The organism is Paenibacillus sp. 1A_MP2, assembly GCF_052244825.1.
Taxonomy (GTDB): Bacteria; Bacillota; Bacilli; order Paenibacillales; family Paenibacillaceae; genus Paenibacillus; species Paenibacillus vandeheii.
On sequence record NZ_JBQQCS010000001.1, the window covers coordinates 6015826 to 6034844 of the forward strand.

Sequence of the window (19019 nt, forward strand, 5' to 3'; positions counted from 1 at the left end):
TCGCTTCGCTTGTTGTCTGTACAGTGCTCTCAGCGTCCGCTATATGCGTACATATTGCCTACTAGAGCTTTGAATCTAACACTTCATAAGGGAGAATCCGGGATGAATGAACAGAACCAGAATGATTCTATAGAATTTAATCACCTAGAAACTGCAAATAGGGCAAGCAGCCCAGAAACATACTCGGCGTCAGCAGCTGAAATAAAGCGTGTATTAATCGTAACCGCCGTTGATGCGGAAAAAGAGGCTGTACTGCGCGGCCTGGGTGACCAAGCTGTGCACTTTGACGTGATTGCTGCGGGCGTAGGCCCTGCCTCTGCCGCAGCAGGAACCGCTGCCGCGCTGGCCTTTGCCATAGCAGCGGCTGGCGCAAAGGCGCTGGCGCAAGGCTCCGCCGCGCAAAGCGAAACCGATGCGGCACAGGCATCTGCCGCATCCTCAAGGCCGGGTCCCCTTGCCGGGACCGGACTGACCCCAGCGTACACGCTGGTGGTCAGTGCCGGCATCGGCGGCGGGTTCCCCGGCCGGGCGGACGTCGGCTCCCTCGTGGTAGCCGACGCCATGGTTGCCGCCGATCTGGGCTCGCAGACGCCAGACGGCTTCCTAAGCGTGGACGAGCTCGGCTTCGGCTCGTCCCGAGTGGCGGCGGACGCGGCGCTTGCCGCACGCCTGCGCCACGAGCTGCAGCGGGCAGGGCTCGCTGTCAGCGGAGGCACGGCGGTCACCGTATCCACGGCGACCGGAACTGCCCAGACGGCCGCGGAGCTGCTGCGCCGCGTGCCGGATGCCGCCGCCGAAGGCATGGAAGGCTTCGGCGTGGCAACAGCAGCCCAGCAGTTCGGCGTGCCTGCACTCGAACTGCGGGCCATATCCAACGCGGTCGGTCCACGCGACCGCGACGCCTGGCGCATCAAGGACGCCCTAGATGCGCTCCAGGCTGCAAGTTCCATTTTACGGGAGGTACTCACATCATGAAAATTGCATTTTCCCCTTGTCCCAACGATACATTTATCTTTCACGCCTGGGTGCATGGACTGATTCCAGGTGCACCTGAGCTGGATGTCCGTTACGCGGACATCGATATTACCAACGGCCTTGCCGCTAATCCGGATGGACCAGATACACCTGAAGTCATGAAAATATCCTATGCAGCGCTGCCTTATGTGCTGAATGATTATGCGCTCTTGCCTGCGGGCGGCGCACTTGGCAGAGGATGTGGTCCACTGGTTCTGACCGCTAACGGCACAACCGATCCGGCCTATCTCTCGGGACGCCGAGTTGCCGTACCGAGCGAACGATCAACAGCCTACCTGCTGTTCCGTCTCTGGGCAGCACAAAATGTTCCCGGCGGTGTAGGCGAGATTGTCGTTATGCCATTCGACCAGATTATGCCTGCTGTCCGTGACGGCAAGATTGATGCCGGATTGGTTATCCATGAAGCACGCTTCACGTACCAGAACTATGATCTCAAGCTTATGACAGACCTCGGTAACTGGTGGGAAAGCGACACTGGCCTGCCCATTCCGCTTGGAGCAATCATTGCCCGTCGCAACCTGGATGCTCACGCTCTTGCAGGTTGGGCACGTGCCTCGGTGGAATACGCTTGGGCACATCCGGAAGAGTCCAAAACATACGTCATGGAACATGCACAAGAGATGGACCCTGATGTAACTGCGCAGCATATCGGCTTGTATGTTAACGAGTTCAGTGCCAACCTGGGTGATGACGGTTACGGCGCAATTACAGCGTTGCTTGGACGAGCGATGAAAGAAGGACTTGTTCCCGAGTTTGATCTCGATTTATTGCGGATCTAATTCTGGCTCACCCGGCAGAAATGCAAAATATTAATGAGGCTGTGCCAAATCTCGTTCCTATAGTTCTGTTGGGTACCGTCTCCGTGCTGATAATCTTCGTGACTAATGCGCTAACGAATCGGTAACACCTTATTAAGCAGGATCGAGCGGAATGGCGATACTAACGAACCTCAGTAACGTTATTCCGGTAAACCTCTGCGAAAACATAAAATAAACAAAAGAAACGGCGAAATAACGCTCCTTAAATTCGTTAGATTCCAGTGTCTGTGGAAATCCGCTCATTAGCGTGACTCTTGGAGCTAGAATAAAAAGTGGACACCCATTAACGGACAGAAGGATAATAAGACTAACGGAGGTGTGTCCACATGGGAGAACAACGGCAACGATACAATGAAGAATTCAAAAAACAAACGGTCAAGTTTATTCAAGAACAGACGAAGACACTCAGTGATCTGGCAGAAGAGCTTAACATCCCGAAAAGTACGTTACATCAATGGATGAGCCAATATCGTGAGCTCAAAAACGAACCGGCTGCCAGTATGGACCGAGTTAAGGAACTCGAAGCAGAGCTGAAAGAGATGCGTCGCATGCTCCAAGAGAAAGAACATCGACTTGCCGATACGGAAGAGGAACTAGCTATTGTAAAAAAAGCGGTGCACATCTTCAGCAAACCAAAGAACTGAGATTCCAGTTCGTGGAGAATCATCGCTCCGAGTTCCACTTGGAGAAGATGTGCGAAACCCTGCAGGTCTCACGGAGCGGGTACTACAAATGGCGGAAGAACGAAACAAGCATGCAGGAGCTTCGGAAATCCCAGATCATGAAGCGAATTCAGTACCATTTTTCCGACCACAACAAGCGATATGGTAGCCCCAAAATTACACGGTTACTTCATCTGGAGGGGTTTAAGATCACCGAACGTACAGTGAGTGTGTACATGCGCCAAATGAAGCTCCGTTCCGTCGTTAGCCGCATATATCGTGTCCAGACCACGGACTCCAAGCATAACCATCCGGTCGCACCCAACACGCTGAATCAACAGTTTAAAACGCTCAAACCGAACACCGTCTGGGTTACAGACATCACATACATCCCGTGCCGAGGAGGACGCTTGTATCTCGCCAGTGTCCTGGATTTGTGCACGCGTGAAATTGTTGGTTGGCGTTTGTCGAACCATATGGAAACTAGCTTGGTGCTGGATGCTTTGAAGGCTGCTTACACTGCCAAACGACCTGGTAAGGGTTTGCTCCATCACTCGGATCGCGGCTCCCAATACACCTCCAAAGAGTACGTCGAGCAATTAAGTGCCTACGGTATGGAATCCAGCATGAGCCGCCGGGGAAACTGTTACGATAACGCCTGTATCGAGTCTTGGCACAGTATTTTGAAGAAGGAACTCATTTACTGTAATCCGCGCTTTAAAACACCGGAAGAGGCCTACATGGCTATCTACCAATACATTGAGTTTTACTACAACCGCAAACGAATGCATGGCGCACTGGGTACCTTTCCCCTGCCCGTTTTGCACAGCAATTCACCGGAAATTCCGTAGCGTAAGTGTCTACTTTCTTGACAGAGGTCCATCTAGTTCGTTAGATGTGATGGCTGGAGCGCTCGTCTGCAGTTTCGTTAATTCGCCGCTTCGCTTGTTAGTATGTGGAACGATTGGTCCGTAGGTACGTTGATTGGTTGGCCGATCCGTTAGATCGCCTGTATCTCAGTTCACTCCTTCGTTGATTATTTCGTTCTTCCGCAGGCTGGTTTGGCAAGTGTTCTACTAGTAAGTCATAAGTCCATATCCATTTTTCTCCATAATCGGTTCTAAGCGCCGATTATAATTCCGTGGAACAATAAAAAACGGCCGCTGTTCGCATCGTTTGCGACAAGGCCGTTTTTTGTTTTTCGTACGCTAGCTTCAACTTGCTATTCTTGCCAAACACTCATAGGGTCCCATGGCTTGATCTGATCGCCATATTTTCCGGCCAAAAAAGCTTTCATGTCTTCCAGCTTAGCAGGCACCTCGTTCCAAATTGGAAGGGGTGGTAACCCTCGTTTGCTTTTCAATAGGATATCCACTGTAACATACAACCGTTCTGGCTGAATCCAATGAAGGAAGCGGGAAATATCAATTTGCTTGGTCAGGGACAAGGAATCAATTTCGTCATTGTAATGCTTGTTAAACTCGCTAATCAGGTTCAGGAGGTAGTCCCTTTGCTCCTTCACGAAGTCCAGGCCGCAGATGGCACCATGTCCTGGAACAACGATTTCGGGTTTAATTTCATCAATAATCCGATCAAGCACTTTAACCCAATTGAGGGTTCCCTCTTCGCTGTATGCCGTACAACCGTTAAACACGACATCGCCGGCGAACAGCACTTTTTCTTTTGGCATCCACAGCAGCAAGTCACTGTCAGAGTGGGCCGGAGCTACGTTGTAAATCATAACTTCCGTATCGCCAAGACGGATGTTGATATCGTCCTTTATCTCAATATTCGGGAGCACCCATTCTACGCCTTCCAGGTCGAATCCTTCGAATTCCGCTGCAAAAAACCGCTCGCCCGAAGTCGATTCTGGAGAATTCTTTCCTCTTCTGATGACGCTATCCATCCAGGCGATATTTTCGGTGAGACGCTCTCTGGACGCTTCCTTGTGCATAATAATGCAAGCATTTTCAAACACTTTGTTTCCCCAGGCATGGTCGCTGTTATAGTGCGAGTTCACCACATATGCGGGAGAGCCGCCGTTGCTTACTTCCATAAAAGCCTCCCGCATTTCCCGCGCATGGAACAAATCGAAGAACGTGTCATACACCAGCCCTTCACCCTTGTTGATGAACCCGGCATTGGCCCAACTGATGCCGCGATACGGCGAAATACCGGCAAAGACGCCATTTGCGACTTCAAAAAATTTAACCCGAGGTTTTTGGATAATACGTCCATACTTCATGAAAATTCTCCTTTGCGTATATGTTTTTGGGGTAAAGCACACTGATTATGTCTTTAGTATAGAGAATGGAAAACATAAATGAAAGCAAGTACTTGCATGCATTTACTCTATGCTATACGATAGTAACAGAACAACATCAAACAACATGGATGGAGGCGCTGCAACATGAAGCTAGTAACCTTTCAAACCAAGACATCTCAGGAACCTTTGTTTGGGCTTGTAATTAACGAGAAATTTGTCGTGTCTTTTGCTGCAATCATGAAAATGCAGGGAACATTCTTTGACAGTCTTAAAAGTATGGACAGCTATCTTCATTATTTGCCGGCAAGTTATGATGCCGCTAAGGAATTGATGCAATATGCTGTCGAACAGTCGCATCAATTCAATGAAAATGAAATCTGCCCGATTGCAGCGGTAAAACTGCTGCCGCCGGTTCCGAATCCGGCTGCGCTTATCGATTTCGGGCTGACGCCAAGACATCTAAGAAATGCTGGCGTAAATCTGCTGCAAAGAGAATATACAGGGCCGGAAAGAGAAGAGCTTAAACGAAAAACCGCCGAAAAATTCCAGCAAGATCCGAATAAAGTAATTTTCAGTTATTACAAGTGTAACCATAATGCACTAATTGGCGATGGGGATACGATTCATTGGCCTTCGTACTCTTCCTACCTGGATATCGAGCCGGAACTGGCCTTTGTTACAGGGAAGGGGAACTGCATTGCAGGTTATGTTATTTTTAACGACAGTACTCTCCGCGATGTGCAGTGGCCGGATTTCCAGGCGCTGACCGGACCGACGCGCTGCAAAGATTTTGATCGCAGTAAAGGAATAGGACCATTTCTAGTTACACCGGATGAAATCGACAACCCGCTGGCACTGGATGTGGATGTACGGATCGGGGAGAGACTGCACTGGAAGGGAAGCACATCCGAGTATTCTGTACACCCTGCAAAAGTGATGGAGGAGATTCTCAAAGTTTTCACGCCGCTCCCGGGCACGATTATAGGAATGGGTACGATACCGGATTGCTGTGCAATCGAGACCGAACAATGGCTGTTGCCCTCTGACCGAATCCAGATTACATTTGATAAATTAGGCACGCTCACGCAATTGGTGCCTGATCATGTCAAGATTACGGAACCAAGCCGCTGGGAAAAAAGAAGCGATTTGCCTTAAATAAACGTTTATGAAATGATGAACCCCGACCCTGCTGCATATGCAAAATCTTGTAGTAGAATAGGTTTAACATATGTAAAAGGAGAAATGCAATGCAAACTTCAGACAGAATCATTGAAGCCGCGACACGTCTCATCAAAATGAATGGCTATCGGGGAGTAAGCACCAAAGCTATTGCAACGGAAGCTAAAGTCAATGAATCTACGATTTTCCGGCAATTTGGAAGCAAGCAAGGCATATTGGAAGCCATCATTGAAAGACATTCGGATATCCCGCAATTTGAGAAGCTGTTAAAAGAGGACGCGACCGATAACCCGGAAGTCGATCTGCTGAATGTAAGTCAGCAGTACCGTTTATTTTTCCATAAAAATGCGGACATCATTTTAATTGGCATCCGCGACAAAGGAATGCTTCCCGAATTAGACAGAGTGCTGGCCGATCCGCCGGCGAAGCTTCACTCCTTGCTAGTTGAATATTTTGAACGCTTGCAGAAGAAAAAAGTTATAGCCAGACAGAATGAGCGTCTTGTCGCTATGTCTTTTCTCTCGATGTGCTACGGATTTCAGATGAGCGAGCTGATTCACCGGCAATATCAGTCCCAACTCGTCACCGAGGAAGAGTTCTACAAGCACAGTGTCTCATTATTTGTTAAAGGAATTTTGTCTCAGTCATAAGCTTTGTTGATTTATTTAAATATGCCGAAACACCAAATAAAGTCTGTAGCCGGAAAACTGAACTATGACCGAGAGATGGACACTTTTTAAAAAAGTGCCCTCTCTGAGAGCCCTGCAAAAGCCATGCTTTTGAGCAAAAGAGAGATTCAATTTGGAAATGTAATCAAGAATGCTAAAAAGCAGCTCGCTCCTCATACGAGGGCGGACTGCTTTTGCTCGACTAGCTTTACCATTCGATTCACATTCATAACAAATGCTGTGAGATACGTCTGTATCTGTATTCGCATACGAAATGGTCCTAGGTACTTGGTTGTTGCCATACAGTGGAACCTCTTCATCTCTGCATTTTTGTGTTCAATAACCCATCTGCATTTTTCCGTATTAATGTAGTTGTTCCATGTAATCTCATTCGTTCGTCTTACAACGATCCAAACTTAATTACTCCGCCACTACCGTGCGAATCATAACTCTCAGAGCATCCAGCATCATGGGGATGGGCAGTGACGGCACCGAAGGCTGAAGCACAGCCATCTCTGTTGAAGCTGGAAAATGTACAAATCCAGCACGAATCGGAAGCTGTTTCAATCGGATATGATCCAGCACCCGATACATCGTATTGTTGCAAATATACGTGCCTGCGGTATTGGACACCGCAGCTGGGATACCTGCTGTCCCCATGTTATTCACCATCGCACGAATCGGTAGCGTGGAGAATAGGCCGTCCGGGCTGCCTTCCACTATGAGCTCGTCCACGGGATGTTGGCCCTGGTTGTCCGCGAAGGAGCCAGGAGGAACGTCTTTGACATTGACAGCAATCCGTTCAGGTGTAATGGCTGTCCTGCCTTTGGCCAGTCCACAGGCGATGACGGCATCCGGTTGATAGGATTCCATCTCTGCGATTAGCAGATCCGCACATTCATCGAAGTGCACAGGCAGCAGCACTGTTTTCAGCTCCGCTCCCTCGATCACTTCATGCGCAAGTGCTTCCATCAGTTCTCCCGTCGGATTCACCGCATCCCCGCCAAAAGGTTCAAATCCGGAGATCAGAATTTTCACCATCGCTTCTCCACCCCTATCTATTTATTTCGGATTTGTAACGCAGGCCCCACTGACCACGAATCGTGTCCATCAGCTTCATAATTTCCAGGGATTCGTCCAGTTGGATCGTTCTGCTCTCTGTACGTCCTTCCAGGATGCAGCGCCCTGCTTCCTCCGCTTCAAACGCATATCCGATACACGTCCGGTCATCGGTAAATTTCTCCGGTTCATCCTGACCGTTCACGTGCAGATAGGCTTCCTTGCCTGCCAGGAAGAGTGGCAAACGAATGTATCCTTCTGTGCCATATATGACCGCTTCGTTACTCAGGTTAAGCCGAATGGCCCCATTCAGCGATGCAGAACGACCTTCGGAATAAGACAACAATACGGAGAATTGTTCATCCACACCCGTCTGTCCAATGTTCGCCGTACTCCACACATGCTGAGGCTGCTCGCCAAAAATCATGGACGCAAAGGAGATCGGATATACCCCTGCATCGAGCAAAGCACCTCCACCCAGATCCGGGTTAAGCAACCTGCCTTCCGGTTCCCAGCCTACACGGAAACCAAAGTCTGCTTTGACCAGACGTACCTCGCCGATTCTACCTTCCGCAATCCATGCTCTGGCCTGAGTGATCGGAGGCAGAAAGCGTGTCCACATGCCTTCCATGAGGAAAAGATTGCGCTCACGCGCCTTCTCCACCAATTGCTCCAGCTGACGGGCATTCATTGTAAACGGTTTCTCACAGAGTACCGCTTTGCCCGCTTCCAGACAGGCAAGCACATTTTCCTTATGTAACGGATGGGGGGTTGCCACATAAATAATATCCACTTCAGGGTCCTGCAGCATTTCATCATATGAACCGTAAGCGCGTGCAAAACCATATTCAGCTGCAAACTTCTCTGCGCTTTCGGCTGTTCGTGAACCTACCGCTGCTTTTACGGCGTTCCCGGCATGCTCCAAATCCCGCGCGAACTGAGATGCAATCCATCCTGTGCCCATAATGCCCCAATTTACTTTGTCCCGTCCAACAATTTTCGTCATCGTAAAGCCTCCCCTGATATCAAATATTGTAAAAAGATCACGATCTTGATTAGGCCAACACGGTGTCTTCTTTATTTTACCAAAAAGAACCGCTTGCGTCAGACCGGTTTCCTCTCTCCCATTCCATGATCTACATTCAAACAAACGAATTGAGATCCACTCTCATTTCAATTATTCCGTATTTTTGTTAAGATAATTGCAGATCACGGATGAAAGGACGACCCGACTTTGTCCACACTTTTAACCATTAATAAGCTAGTGAAACGTCTCGGTTTAACCGAACAGCGTATTTTATTCGAACAAGTGAACGCAGCAGTGGATCAGGGAGAGCGTATTGCCATACTCGGTGCATCCGGCCAGGGGAAAAGCACATTGCTTCGCATCCTCGCCCTGCTGGATATTCCTGATGAGGGAGACCTGATCTGGAAAGGAATCTCTTACCGGGATTCGGACCCACGTACCTGGCGTATGCGCATGACTTATGTGGCACAACAGGCTGTTATGCTGGCAGGAAGTGTGGAAGATAACCTGAAAACGGTGCATCTGCTTCACAGGCAGCCCTATGATCAGAACTTGGCCCAACGACTGCTTGCAGGGATGGGATTGGAGGATCTTGATATTCAAAAGCGGGCCAGCGACCTCTCCGGTGGGGAGAAACAGCGCATAGCCCTGATCCGTTCCATGATGCTGCGGCCCGAGGTGCTGCTGCTGGACGAAGTGACTGCCTCCCTGGACCGGACTAACGCTCGACTCGTGGAAGAACAATTGACCCGATGGAGCCAGCAGGAAGGCACTTCTCTTGTCTGGGTTACCCATGATCAGGAGCAGGCACAATCGTTCAGTACAACCACCTGGTTCATGGGCAACCAGACCTTGCTGGAGCGTCAGCCAACAGCCCGTTTTTTGACAATCCGGCCACCGAACTGGCCAGACAATTCATTATGCGTCCTGCCCCTGTGGCAGAATAAGGAGAACTCATGTCACTCATCGCTCTTAGTTTTACCATTATATTTGTAATGCTCACCATGCTCATCTCGGTCTGGCAGAAGCTTGATCTGGAGAAGGATATTGCCATAGGCACTGTTCGTTCCGCTGTACAGCTGCTGCTCGTCGGCTATGTACTTCAATTTATTTTTAACTCGGACCACCCCGCTCTGATTATTGCCATTGTCGGATTCATGATTACAGTAGCTTCCATTAATGCCGGCAAACGCGGAAAAGGACTTCGCTGGATTTCCTTATATATTGCGGCTGCAATTACGGTTACGGAGCTGCTCATGATGGGGTTATTGTTAGGTCTGGGTATTGTGGAGCCTACTCCCCAATATATTATTCCATTGAGCGGCATGACCATCGGTAATGCCATGGTGGTGTCCGGGCTGTTTCTGAACCAGATGAAACGCGAGGTTGAGTCCTCCAAAGGTGAGATTGAATCCCTGCTTGCATTGGGGGCAACGCCAAGACGTGCTTTTCAGGACGTGTTGAAACGTTCCGTGAAATCCAGCATGATACCCACGATCGATGGGATGAAAACGGTAGGACTCGTACAGCTTCCTGGCATGATGACAGGTATGATTATTGCGGGTGCGGATCCGGTTGAGGCCGTTCGTTACCAGATTCTAATCGTATTTGCTTTTACCAGCTCAGCCGCTATTACCAGCATCCTGCTCAGCCTGATGACATACCGACAGTGGTTCACATCGGATATGCGGTTGCGCTCGCTATGATACATCCAATCTGTCAGGAAAGGAGGTCTCACCATGTTAATTCATTCGAGCAACAACCCTAACCCAAGTACCGCCCACATGTTGACCCAACCGGATCAGCCGAAACGCGCTGATGAATCCATTTCACGAACGGAAATGAGTACTTTTCTGAACGATACGTTGCTCGAACTTCGTCAGGCAGAGTTGATCACCATAAATACGCATTGGCAATGGAGTCAGATCGAGCTCCCTCACCATACCTTTGTCTACATGCACAAATTCACGGGTAAACTGGTGGCGAACGATATCGAAACCCTTGTTGCCCGCAAGTCCGCCTTCCTGTGTACTCCGGGAACTTCTCTGGAGCTCTTCTCTGATGCTGACCATGAGATTGAACTGTATATCATTCATTTCGATCTGTTTCGGGTTGCCGAGAAAACGGAAGAAAGGCGAATATATGAGCGAGAGCTTGGTTCACCTGTAACAGGGTGGATTCAAGGCCCTTACTATGGGATACAGCGAATTGCCGCACAATTAACAACCGAAGCTTCACAAAACAGCTTGAAAGTGCAGCTGCTCCTGACCGATCTGCTTCATATGCTCTGGCCGCAGGAAGGTCAGTCGGATGCGGAAGGACAGGACGAGCCTGAACAGTGGCTCAGATCAACCTTACAGTATATGCGTGAAAACTATATGAACGAAATCAAGCTGGAGAAGCTGGCCGAATTGGCCGGTATGCATCCGTCGTATTATTCACAACTGTTCAAGAGCCGGATGCAGAAAAATCCAATCGAATATATCACTCATTTACGAATGAATAGGGCCAAGGAACTGCTCATGACTTCAGATCTGCGTATTCGTGATGTGGCCCGCCAGGTAGGCTATCGGGACGAATTCTATTTCAGCCGACGGTTCAGGAACCAGGCCGGTTATGCGCCAACTTCCTATGCCAAGCAGGTACATCGAAATATCGTTTCGCTCTCCTATCCATACACCGATCACCTGATGACGCTTGGCATCACACCATGTGCGGCTCAGATCCAGGGCCATCTGCCCCATGTTCCCAAATCGTTGACGCTGCCGTTCCATGCCTATGAACCTTGGGAACAGGGACGTCAGGCATTCCTTGATGTGAATCCCGATTTGATTCTAACCAAAGATAACGCAGCAGCTATTGCAATGGAACATATTGGAGATGTTGCCCCAATCATCACCATTCCTTGGAATCAGACAGACATCTTCGGTCATTTGCAGAAAATCGCCTCTATCGTGGATCGTACTCAAGCGGCGAAGGAGTGGCTGGAACGGCATGACCGCAAGGCGGAGCGGGCTCGCAAAAAGATCAGGGAAACGGCAGGTCAGGTCACCGTCGCTGTCTGTACTTTAACTGTAAAAGGACCACGCATGTACAGCAATCGCAACTTCGGCCATGTATTTTACCGCAGCCTGCAACTGGCCGCTCCCGATCGGATTCAGAGAGAGTTGGCAGGCAAACCTGTCGGTGTAGGTTTCAACTGGATGTCCTTCACGCCTGGGGAATGGGATGGACTGGAAGCAGATGTGCTCCTGATTGCGGTTACATCCATGCATGAACGGAGCGCACTGCTGCAGCAGATTACTACAGATCCGTTGTGGAAAAACTATCCCGCAGTAAAAAACGGATACGTGCATGTCATAGACTGGAATTCATGGGTGGTATACGCTCCCTATTCCATCAACATCCAGCTCGATGAAGCGCTCTCCATGTTGACGAACAAAGCCGCATTTCTGTAATCTAAAAAATGTCCATCTCTATAATCTTAATTTATGCCATGTACGGGCCTGAATTAAGATTTTATAATGTTCACTAATTGATAATGATAATCAATAACAACAGCAAGGTGTTGTTGGTAACAAAGGAGTGACCCGCATTCAACATCCGGGACTGTCACAACGTCCGTCCAAATCACAAAAATCCGCAGTGACGGTGGGCTTGATGTTTTTGGCGGCTATTGCCGCGCTGCTGCTTAGTATGTTTGTCGCCATTTCTCTGGGGGCCAAGGGGTTAACACTGGAGACCGTATGGACTGCCATATTTCAGTACAACCCGGCTTTGACACCGCATCAGATTATTCACGAGCTGCGGCTGCCCCGTGTTATTGCTGCTGCTGTCATTGGCGCCGCCTTTGCTGTGGCCGGAGCGCTCATGCAGGGGATTACACGCAATCCGCTGGCAGACACCGGCATATTGGGAATCAATGCAGGAGCTACCTTTGTCGTGGCGCTCAGTTTCGCTTTCTGGCCGGGATTACCTTATGGCTGGATCATGTTCCTGTCATTTGCAGGGGCTGTTCTGGGCACTCTGCTCATTTTCCTATTGGGCATGGCAGCTCCCGGAGGACTGACGTCGATAAGGCTTACCGTTGCGGGTGCCGTTATTGCAGCGATGTTAAGTTCGCTCAGCACTGGTGTAGCGATATATTTTGACCTGAGTCAGGATTTGGCCTTCTGGTATGCGGGTGGTTTCGGCGGTATTGAATGGCGGCATCTGAAGCTGATTCTGCCTGTGCTGCTGGTTGCTCTCGTGCTCACCATGCCCATGGCCCGTCGTGTCTCCCTTATGTCGCTCGGAGAAGAAGTTGCGATTAATCTCGGGATCAACCTCCGCTGGACCAGGCTGTTTGCCCTGACGGCGGTAGTAGTGCTGGCTGGCGTATCCGTATCTGCTGTAGGCTCGATCGGCTTCGTTGGATTAGTTATTCCACACATCTCTCGCAAATTGGTTGGCGTGGATTATCGACTTATCATTCCGATGTCCTCCCTGCTCGGAGCCGTCTTGCTGGTGCTCGCCGATTTGGGATCACGCATTGTGAATCCGCCTCAGGAACTGGCAGTAGGCATTATGGTCGCCTTTGTCGGTGTACCCTTCTTCCTCTATCTGGCCCGAAAAGAAAGGAGGGCCTTGTAGCGATGAACTCCAATACACACTCACGAGGCAAACGTTCCATAGCGGTCAGTGTTACGCTGCTCTGCATAGCCTGTGCCGTCATCGTGATCAGCCTCAACACGGGAACAATTCGCTTGTCACCAATGGCCGTGCTTCACACCCTGCTAGGCAATGGTACGCCGGATGATCAGATTGTATTGTTTGACTATCGACTGCCACGCATTCTGGTTACTGTACTGGCTGGAGCAGGCCTCGGCGTCGCTGGTGCTGCGCTGCAAGGTATTACACGCAATCCACTGGCCGATCCAGGCATCCTCGGATTGCATGCAGGAGCGGCCTTTGGATTGATGGTATTTGTAAGCTTCTCCCATTCCATGAATGGCTCGGTTGCCTTGCTGATTCCGTTGTTTGCTTTTGCAGGCAGTGTCGCCGCGGCGCTGATTATCATGCTGCTATCCTATGATCGCCATAACGGAGTATCCCCCATTAAGCTTATTCTGGTGGGCATTGCCGTAGCGGCCGGATTCCATGCCTTGACGCTGTATTTGTCCCTCCGTTTGGATGAAGATACCTATTCCTTCGCCGCTCGCTGGCTGGCAGGCAGCGTCTGGGGCAGAGACTGGGTTCATGTCCAGGCTCTGCTTCCATGGATTGTACTCTGCATCTCGTACATATGGAGTCGTTCCAAAACGCTGGATGCCTTTAATCTGGGAGATGCTGCCGCGACCAGTATTGGTACACCCGTCCGATCCCAACGTGTTATTTTGCTATTGTGCACAGTGGCATTGTCTGCCGTCAGTGTGTCCATGGCTGGCGGGATTGGATTCATTGGTCTGGCGGCGCCTCATCTGGCCCGCAGACTGGTTGGCCCGATGCATCGCCATCTGATCCCAGCCGCCGGACTCATCGGTATGGTTATTCTGGTCGCTGCCGATACGGTCGGGCGAACGATCTTTCAGCCCAATTCCATTCCGGCAGGCGTCGTGGTCGCGGCGATAGGCGCACCTTACTTTTTATACCTGCTGGTACGAACAAAGTAATGGCTTTACCGCAACAATCCAATGATTCCACCGTTATACCCAACATAAAAACGACATCCATGAGATGTTCAAGGAGATTGAGATTACCCATGTTAAAGAAAAACCTTATGCTCTTCATGAGCATCTGTCTGGTGCTTGTACTCGCAGCCTGCGGGAACGCCAATAATTCATCCTCTGCTTCGGAGGACACCAATTCCGCTTCCGGAGACCAACGCATCGCATCCATGTCGATCCATCTGACCAATGACCTGCTGTCTCTCGGGATTACTCCGGTTGGTTCGGTAATCGGCGGGGAAGCCAAAGCCTTCCTGTCCCACGTTGCTGACCGTCTTCAAAATACTACACCGCTCGGTCCCGTTAAGGACCCGGATATGGAAGCTTTGCTTGCCCTGAAACCGGATGTCATCTACCTGGACGAAGAATTTTCCGGTGATGATATCGCCAAATTTGAGAAAATTGCTCCTGTACACGTCTTCAATCTGGATGATGGCACGTGGCGCGACCACTTAAAAGACATTGGCAAACTCGTGAACCGCGAGAAGGAAGCCGAGCAATACATTCAGGATTATGCGACAGAAACGGATGAAGTGAAATCTCTGATCCATGACACCATTGGGGATGGCACCGTAATGGCTATCCGTGTTACTGCCAAAGAATTACGTGTGTTTAGTACACGCCGTCCGATGGGTCCGATTTTGTATGAGGATCTGGGTCTCACCCCATCTAAAGGCATTGAGGAATTCGATTCGTCCAAACCATATCAAGTCGTTTCCCGTGAAGTGCTGCCCGACTTTGATGCAGATGCGATCTTTGTTGTGGTGAACTCGGATGATGAAGCTCAGAACATGTTCAAAGAGCTGCAAAACAATCCAATCTGGCAGGGGCTTAAGGCTGTCAAAGCAGGCCATGTCTACCCGATCGGTGCTCAGCCTTGGCTGGATTATTCTTCAATCGGCAACAAAATGGCCATGGATGAAGCCAAAGAAATGTTCTCCAAGAAATAAAATAATCCTTACTCACAACGCATAATAAAACATCAAAAAACCTCTCTTTGCAGATCGGAATAGAGTCAGCTACATGCTCTCTCCATCCGCTCAAAGCAGAGGTTTTTTGTATTCAAAATTGTATCTCTGAAGGTAAAAGTCCGTCGGCATGGTCTAATCACAGGGTACAAACGACGATCTCAACATCCGTTTCGGCAAAAGCATCCTGAATAATGCCTCTCACCTTATCCCACTTCAACCTGTCCAGCCCGCAGCCAATTTGCGGCATCGCCAGTTTGTTGATCCCTTCTCTGGCACAAACGTCACGCATGGATTCCACCGCACGAGTAAAGGACGGATAGGTTGGTTTGTTCGAGAACTTGGCTTTGGTGACCAAATTCAGGGTCCGCCCTACCGGATAGCACTGTCCAATCTCTAGTGGCTCCTGCTGCGCCTGCTCCTGAAGAACCTCCAATCCAAATCGCTGCCGGAACTGCACAGCAATTCCTGCCCCATGCGGGCATCCGCGGAAATGCAGTGTGCAAGCGTGTAATGATCATCCATGGCAAACAAATCCTGCTGTATCTCGCGAAACTTCATACCTGTCCTCTCCCTTCCACCTTTTGACTTTGTAAACTTCTCCAAATCACTCTCCAGCCAAACGATCCTCAAATGCTTTGAACGTTTTCTGTCCGGCTGTCCGGTCCAATACGGCAAATACGATGCGCTCAAAGGAATGCTTGAAGCTCTCTCTTACCAATACATCATGGAAATATTCCGCTACCTTCGCCGGATCATTCCTGAATACACCGCAGCCATATGCGCCTAATACAATAGTTTGATGCCCATGCAGCGCGGCCACGTCCAGAATATAGCGAATACGCCCTTTCATGACGGACTCAATTTGCTGATCATCAGCATCTCCCCGGTCTCTCACCACTCCTGCATTTACAGCAGGCGCTGTGATGAATGCCGTCAGATTATATTTGTCGAGCAGCCGATCCTCGTCATCACGGATCACCGGAACTTGAGGCGAATAGATCATGTAATCGGAGTACAAACAAGACGGCTGCTTGCGATTGTAATCATACATTTCGCTCATTTGGACGATACATGGGTACAGTCCCGTAGCCCGTGCCAAACTTTCCTCCTGTGCCTGACTGCCTCCCAGGAAGCCGCCACCGGGGTTTTTCGCTGAGGCAAAGTTGAGGCAAACGACATCTTCCCTTCCTTCATCCACAGAAAGGCGTGAAGCGGCCGCGAGTGTGGTCTCGCCCGTAACCTCGATGCGAACGGCTGAAGCTTCGACGGAAGGTTGCATTCGAATCATTTCTTTACTGCGCTTTTCTCGAAGAGCGATAAGCTCCGTAGGACGGTACAATACCGAATCCCGGATCGCTCGCTGTAAGTCCGCACCGATCTGAACCCGGCGATCATATCCGTTCACATATTCTCCTGCTTCCAAAATAGCCAGCGTCTGATGAGCAATACGGGAACGTTTGGAGCGTGCATTCGTGCTGTTGACGCCTGTTGTTATATTGCGGTTGTTGTTCTGAATATCGTTCTTATGTTGTTGGTCGTTCATCTTCATCACTTCCTATATTTTCTCTTAGACGGGTGAGGATCTCACCCAGCCAGTTGGTCCCCGCCACGTTCTTCTATGGCGAATGCGCGGGTCTTCCTCCGCCAGCCCAACGCCCCAGATGCGGTCATCCGGGCTTGCCTCTACAAGAGTCGTTCCTCGGGTGGCGAGCAGCGTGGTCAGCAGCTGTTTGTTTTGGGTGAATTTGGCTTCGTTGCCCTCATAGACAATACGTTTGCACTCCTCTTCCCATACAGTCTGGTCGAATCCTGCGACCTGCCTGCCCAGCTTTTTTGTACAGATGCGGAGCTTGCTTTCAGGATCTTATCTGCAATAATCTGATCGCCGAAAAGCAGCGCTTTTTGGTGCATCATATATTGTTCTGCACTGGTGTAGTGAACGCCATTGACGGTAAAATCCACCGGGTGCCACTGTGAGAACGGAGACGCTGTACGCCAGAAAAATGTAAACTTCTCCATCGAAATTCCCTCCTAACTTTATGGTGTTAATCTTTCCGGATTCAGTCTGTACAAACGGGATGGACGATGTCCTGCATTCCCCGTATACTCACCCGTTTCGATAACCCAATCGGCGATTTTGCGCCGGAAAGCGGCAGCCAGCAGTTTTTTGCCACTGATGATTTCATATACTTTCTGGAGAGCAGTTAATGTGAATGTCTCCGGCATCAGATTAAAAGCAATATCCGTATATTCCACCTTGGCCCGCAGACGTTCCAGCGCGTAATGTATGATCTTCGCATGATCAAAGGCAATACCTTGAACCTCATTCACCGAAATATTGCTGTGGCGCACTCTACCTTCCACTGTTTCCTTCGTCTCAATGACAGCCGACAATTCCTCTGTTCCATTGGTCAAAATCAACTGCACCCTGCGCTCCGTCACGCGTCCACGCTCATGGATATGACGTTTCTCCTCCAGCAGCCGCTGCTCCATCCGAAACCAGTCCGCTTCGCTGGCATCGTCGCCAGCCTGAAGCTGCAGCTCGCTGCTGTCGACCAGCGCCATGTAAGAACAGCTGATTACACGCGTACGCGGATCACGCTGCACATCCCCAGGTGTAGAGCTGCTCCAGATAAATATCATCCAGTCCGGTTTCGGTAAAAAGTTCCCGTCTGGCGGCATCTTCCAGCGATTCCTGCATAGAGACAAATCCACCCGGAAGCGCCCACTGCCCCATATAGGGATGACCTCCCCGACGAATCAGCAGCAGCTGGAGCTCTGGCTCCGCGAGTTTGCGATAATTCTCCTGCGTTTCACTTCGTATTGTAAATACCAACATGTCCACGGTAACGGAAGGACGTTCGTAATCGCCTGCGTCATAGGTTTCAAGAAACTGTTGTTCGCTTATGTTCACGTGATTCTGATGATCTGATGAATATTGATCCGAATTACCCGCATGTGTCATTTCGAAAGACCCCATTCTGTTATTAACATTTTGTTATTAACAATTAGATAATAACAATCTAACATATACTTCTGATCCACGTCAATATTTCCCATACCTTCACAAACCCACATTATGTCTCGCTCTAACAAGCTTCTTCGGAATATCAAAAAGCACTTGACGATATGTCAAAGGAAACTTATCATTTAGTTAGTCGACTAATTAAAAGGATGGAAGCAGTTATGAAATCAGCTCGGAATGAACGTTTAATGGGCGAGTTATCGGAACTCGTCAAGCTACAGCGATACAAGGTTCATGAGAAGCTTGTCAACCACCCTGAGTTATATCCTGGACAACCGCCGCTGTTATTCCAGCTTGAACGGGAAGATGGTCAGACCCAGAAACAGTTGGCCGAACAGCTGCGCCGCGCCCCTGCAACGGTAACAGTTATGCTGAAACGCATGGAAAGCTCGGGGTTTGTACGGCGTGAAGCCGACCCTAAGGATCTGCGCAGTCTGCGTGTCTATCTGACCGATCAGGGCCGTGATGCGCTTAAGGAACTGAGAGAAGTATTCCAGGAGCTTGAATACCAAGCTCAAAAAGATTTTACACCTGAAGAATCGCAACTCATGTCGGCGCTCGCCCAGCGCATGGTTCAGAATCTGCAAGAATATTAAATGAGGTA

At 49.8% G+C, this 19019-nt stretch carries 18 protein-coding genes and 2 pseudogenes; 13 read left to right on the forward strand and 7 right to left on the reverse strand.

What is annotated here, in order from left to right:
• The first annotated feature begins 102 nt into the window (after nt 1-102).
• From ACTWJ7_RS29725 to ACTWJ7_RS29740, 4 genes are all read left to right on the forward strand, one after another.
• Entirely contained in the window at nt 103-975 is an 873-nt protein-coding gene (locus ACTWJ7_RS29725) for a futalosine hydrolase (RefSeq protein WP_301879784.1), read from the forward strand.
• Complete coding sequence (locus tag ACTWJ7_RS29730) at nt 972-1814, forward strand: 1,4-dihydroxy-6-naphthoate synthase (RefSeq protein WP_079349846.1); 843 nt, start codon at nt 972-974, stop codon at nt 1812-1814. Before ACTWJ7_RS29725 ends, ACTWJ7_RS29730 begins: the two co-directional genes overlap by 4 nt.
• Nucleotides 1815-2179: 365 nt before the next feature.
• Nucleotides 2180-2497 carry a transposase gene (locus ACTWJ7_RS29735; RefSeq protein ID WP_301249069.1) on the forward strand — a complete coding sequence of 106 codons (318 nt, stop codon included), beginning with the start codon at nt 2180-2182 and terminating at the stop codon, nt 2495-2497.
• A gap of 11 nt (nt 2498-2508) precedes the next feature.
• Nucleotides 2509-3366 carry an IS3 family transposase gene (locus ACTWJ7_RS29740; RefSeq protein ID WP_443145090.1) on the forward strand — a complete coding sequence of 286 codons (858 nt, stop codon included), beginning with the start codon at nt 2509-2511 and terminating at the stop codon, nt 3364-3366.
• Nucleotides 3367-3737: 371 nt separating this feature from the next.
• Here the strand turns inward: ACTWJ7_RS29740 and ACTWJ7_RS29745 are convergent, their stop codons facing one another.
• Nucleotides 3738-4760 (reverse strand): MBL fold metallo-hydrolase, encoded by a 1023-nt coding sequence (locus ACTWJ7_RS29745; RefSeq protein ID WP_301880649.1) that lies wholly within the window; start codon nt 4758-4760, stop codon nt 3738-3740.
• Nucleotides 4761-4925: 165 nt separating this feature from the next.
• On the opposite strand from ACTWJ7_RS29745, the gene ACTWJ7_RS29750 reads away from it, so the two are divergent.
• Nucleotides 4926-5936, forward strand: coding sequence for a fumarylacetoacetate hydrolase family protein (locus ACTWJ7_RS29750; protein ID WP_301880650.1), 1011 nt, complete (start codon nt 4926-4928; stop codon nt 5934-5936).
• Between the two features lie 92 nt (nt 5937-6028).
• A complete protein-coding gene (locus ACTWJ7_RS29755) occupies nt 6029-6610 on the forward strand; it encodes a TetR/AcrR family transcriptional regulator (protein WP_301880651.1) in 582 nt (193 codons plus the stop codon).
• A gap of 438 nt (nt 6611-7048) precedes the next feature.
• Here ACTWJ7_RS29755 and ACTWJ7_RS29760 read toward each other — a convergent pair whose 3' ends face one another.
• Together ACTWJ7_RS29760 and ACTWJ7_RS29765 are read right to left on the reverse strand one after the other, a co-directional pair.
• Nucleotides 7049-7669 (reverse strand): pyroglutamyl-peptidase I, encoded by a 621-nt coding sequence (locus ACTWJ7_RS29760; RefSeq protein ID WP_301880652.1) that lies wholly within the window; start codon nt 7667-7669, stop codon nt 7049-7051.
• Between the two features lie 13 nt (nt 7670-7682).
• Entirely contained in the window at nt 7683-8693 is a 1011-nt protein-coding gene (locus tag ACTWJ7_RS29765; protein ID WP_301880654.1) for a Gfo/Idh/MocA family protein, read from the reverse strand.
• Between the two features lie 228 nt (nt 8694-8921).
• On the opposite strand from ACTWJ7_RS29765, the gene ACTWJ7_RS29770 reads away from it, so the two are divergent.
• The 6 genes from ACTWJ7_RS29770 (at nt 8922) to ACTWJ7_RS29795 (ending at nt 15369) form a co-directional block, all read left to right on the forward strand.
• Nucleotides 8922-9710 carry an ABC transporter ATP-binding protein gene (locus tag ACTWJ7_RS29770; protein ID WP_443146155.1) on the forward strand — a complete coding sequence of 263 codons (789 nt, stop codon included), beginning with the start codon at nt 8922-8924 and terminating at the stop codon, nt 9708-9710.
• Nucleotides 9671-10420, forward strand: coding sequence for an ABC transporter permease (locus ACTWJ7_RS29775; RefSeq protein WP_024633472.1), 750 nt, complete (start codon nt 9671-9673; stop codon nt 10418-10420). The genes ACTWJ7_RS29770 and ACTWJ7_RS29775 overlap by 40 nt, the downstream gene beginning before the upstream one ends.
• A gap of 33 nt (nt 10421-10453) precedes the next feature.
• Nucleotides 10454-12172, forward strand: a complete 1719-nt coding sequence (locus ACTWJ7_RS29780; protein ID WP_301880655.1) for an AraC family transcriptional regulator — start codon at nt 10454-10456, stop codon at nt 12170-12172.
• Nucleotides 12173-12374: 202 nt separating this feature from the next.
• Nucleotides 12375-13346, forward strand: a complete 972-nt coding sequence (locus ACTWJ7_RS29785; RefSeq protein WP_052016823.1) for a FecCD family ABC transporter permease — start codon at nt 12375-12377, stop codon at nt 13344-13346.
• A gap of 2 nt (nt 13347-13348) precedes the next feature.
• Nucleotides 13349-14365 carry a FecCD family ABC transporter permease gene (locus tag ACTWJ7_RS29790; protein WP_079349853.1) on the forward strand — a complete coding sequence of 339 codons (1017 nt, stop codon included), beginning with the start codon at nt 13349-13351 and terminating at the stop codon, nt 14363-14365.
• A gap of 89 nt (nt 14366-14454) precedes the next feature.
• The gene (locus ACTWJ7_RS29795; RefSeq protein ID WP_301880657.1) at nt 14455-15369 is read left to right on the forward strand and encodes an iron-hydroxamate ABC transporter substrate-binding protein; all 915 of its coding nucleotides are present in this window, start codon (nt 14455-14457) and stop codon (nt 15367-15369) included.
• A 157-nt stretch (nt 15370-15526) separates the two neighbouring features.
• On the opposite strand, the gene ACTWJ7_RS29800 is transcribed toward ACTWJ7_RS29795, so the two are convergent.
• The 4 genes and pseudogenes from ACTWJ7_RS29800 to ACTWJ7_RS29815 all read right to left on the reverse strand — a co-directional run bounded on the left by ACTWJ7_RS29800 (nt 15527) and on the right by ACTWJ7_RS29815 (nt 18355).
• Entirely contained in the window at nt 15527-15847 is a 321-nt protein-coding gene (locus ACTWJ7_RS29800) for a hypothetical protein (RefSeq protein WP_443146156.1), read from the reverse strand.
• A 147-nt stretch (nt 15848-15994) separates the two neighbouring features.
• Complete coding sequence (locus tag ACTWJ7_RS29805) at nt 15995-16933, reverse strand: TIGR02452 family protein (RefSeq protein ID WP_301880659.1); 939 nt, start codon at nt 16931-16933, stop codon at nt 15995-15997.
• Nucleotides 16934-16957: 24 nt separating this feature from the next.
• Nucleotides 16958-17409 (reverse strand): annotated as a pseudogene (locus ACTWJ7_RS29810) (NADAR family protein).
• 18 nt (nt 17410-17427) lie between these two features.
• Nucleotides 17428-18355 (reverse strand): annotated as a pseudogene (locus tag ACTWJ7_RS29815) (NUDIX hydrolase).
• 221 nt (nt 18356-18576) lie between these two features.
• On the opposite strand from ACTWJ7_RS29815, the gene ACTWJ7_RS29820 reads away from it, so the two are divergent.
• A complete protein-coding gene (locus ACTWJ7_RS29820; RefSeq protein WP_301880663.1) occupies nt 18577-19011 on the forward strand; it encodes a MarR family winged helix-turn-helix transcriptional regulator in 435 nt (144 codons plus the stop codon).
• Nucleotides 19012-19019 lie beyond the last annotated feature (8 nt).

What these genes read in the sequence shown, in the direction of transcription:
- ACTWJ7_RS29725 (WP_301879784.1), top strand. Translation starts at nt 103, where the DNA reads ATGAATGAACAGAACCAGAATGATTCTATAGAATTTAATCACCTAGAA.
- ACTWJ7_RS29730 (WP_079349846.1), top strand. Translation starts at nt 972, where the DNA reads ATGAAAATTGCATTTTCCCCTTGTCCCAACGATACATTTATCTTTCAC.
- ACTWJ7_RS29735 (WP_301249069.1), top strand. Translation starts at nt 2,180, where the DNA reads ATGGGAGAACAACGGCAACGATACAATGAAGAATTCAAAAAACAAACG.
- ACTWJ7_RS29745 (WP_301880649.1), bottom strand. Translation starts at nt 4,760, where the DNA reads ATGAAGTATGGACGTATTATCCAAAAACCTCGGGTTAAATTTTTTGAA.
- ACTWJ7_RS29750 (WP_301880650.1), top strand. Translation starts at nt 4,926, where the DNA reads ATGAAGCTAGTAACCTTTCAAACCAAGACATCTCAGGAACCTTTGTTT.
- ACTWJ7_RS29755 (WP_301880651.1), top strand. Translation starts at nt 6,029, where the DNA reads ATGCAAACTTCAGACAGAATCATTGAAGCCGCGACACGTCTCATCAAA.
- ACTWJ7_RS29760 (WP_301880652.1), bottom strand. Translation starts at nt 7,669, where the DNA reads ATGGTGAAAATTCTGATCTCCGGATTTGAACCTTTTGGCGGGGATGCG.
- ACTWJ7_RS29765 (WP_301880654.1), bottom strand. Translation starts at nt 8,693, where the DNA reads ATGACGAAAATTGTTGGACGGGACAAAGTAAATTGGGGCATTATGGGC.
- ACTWJ7_RS29775 (WP_024633472.1), top strand. Translation starts at nt 9,671, where the DNA reads ATGTCACTCATCGCTCTTAGTTTTACCATTATATTTGTAATGCTCACC.
- ACTWJ7_RS29780 (WP_301880655.1), top strand. Translation starts at nt 10,454, where the DNA reads ATGTTAATTCATTCGAGCAACAACCCTAACCCAAGTACCGCCCACATG.
- ACTWJ7_RS29785 (WP_052016823.1), top strand. Translation starts at nt 12,375, where the DNA reads ATGTTTTTGGCGGCTATTGCCGCGCTGCTGCTTAGTATGTTTGTCGCC.
- ACTWJ7_RS29790 (WP_079349853.1), top strand. Translation starts at nt 13,349, where the DNA reads ATGAACTCCAATACACACTCACGAGGCAAACGTTCCATAGCGGTCAGT.
- ACTWJ7_RS29795 (WP_301880657.1), top strand. Translation starts at nt 14,455, where the DNA reads ATGTTAAAGAAAAACCTTATGCTCTTCATGAGCATCTGTCTGGTGCTT.
- ACTWJ7_RS29805 (WP_301880659.1), bottom strand. Translation starts at nt 16,933, where the DNA reads ATGAACGACCAACAACATAAGAACGATATTCAGAACAACAACCGCAAT.
- ACTWJ7_RS29820 (WP_301880663.1), top strand. Translation starts at nt 18,577, where the DNA reads ATGAAATCAGCTCGGAATGAACGTTTAATGGGCGAGTTATCGGAACTC.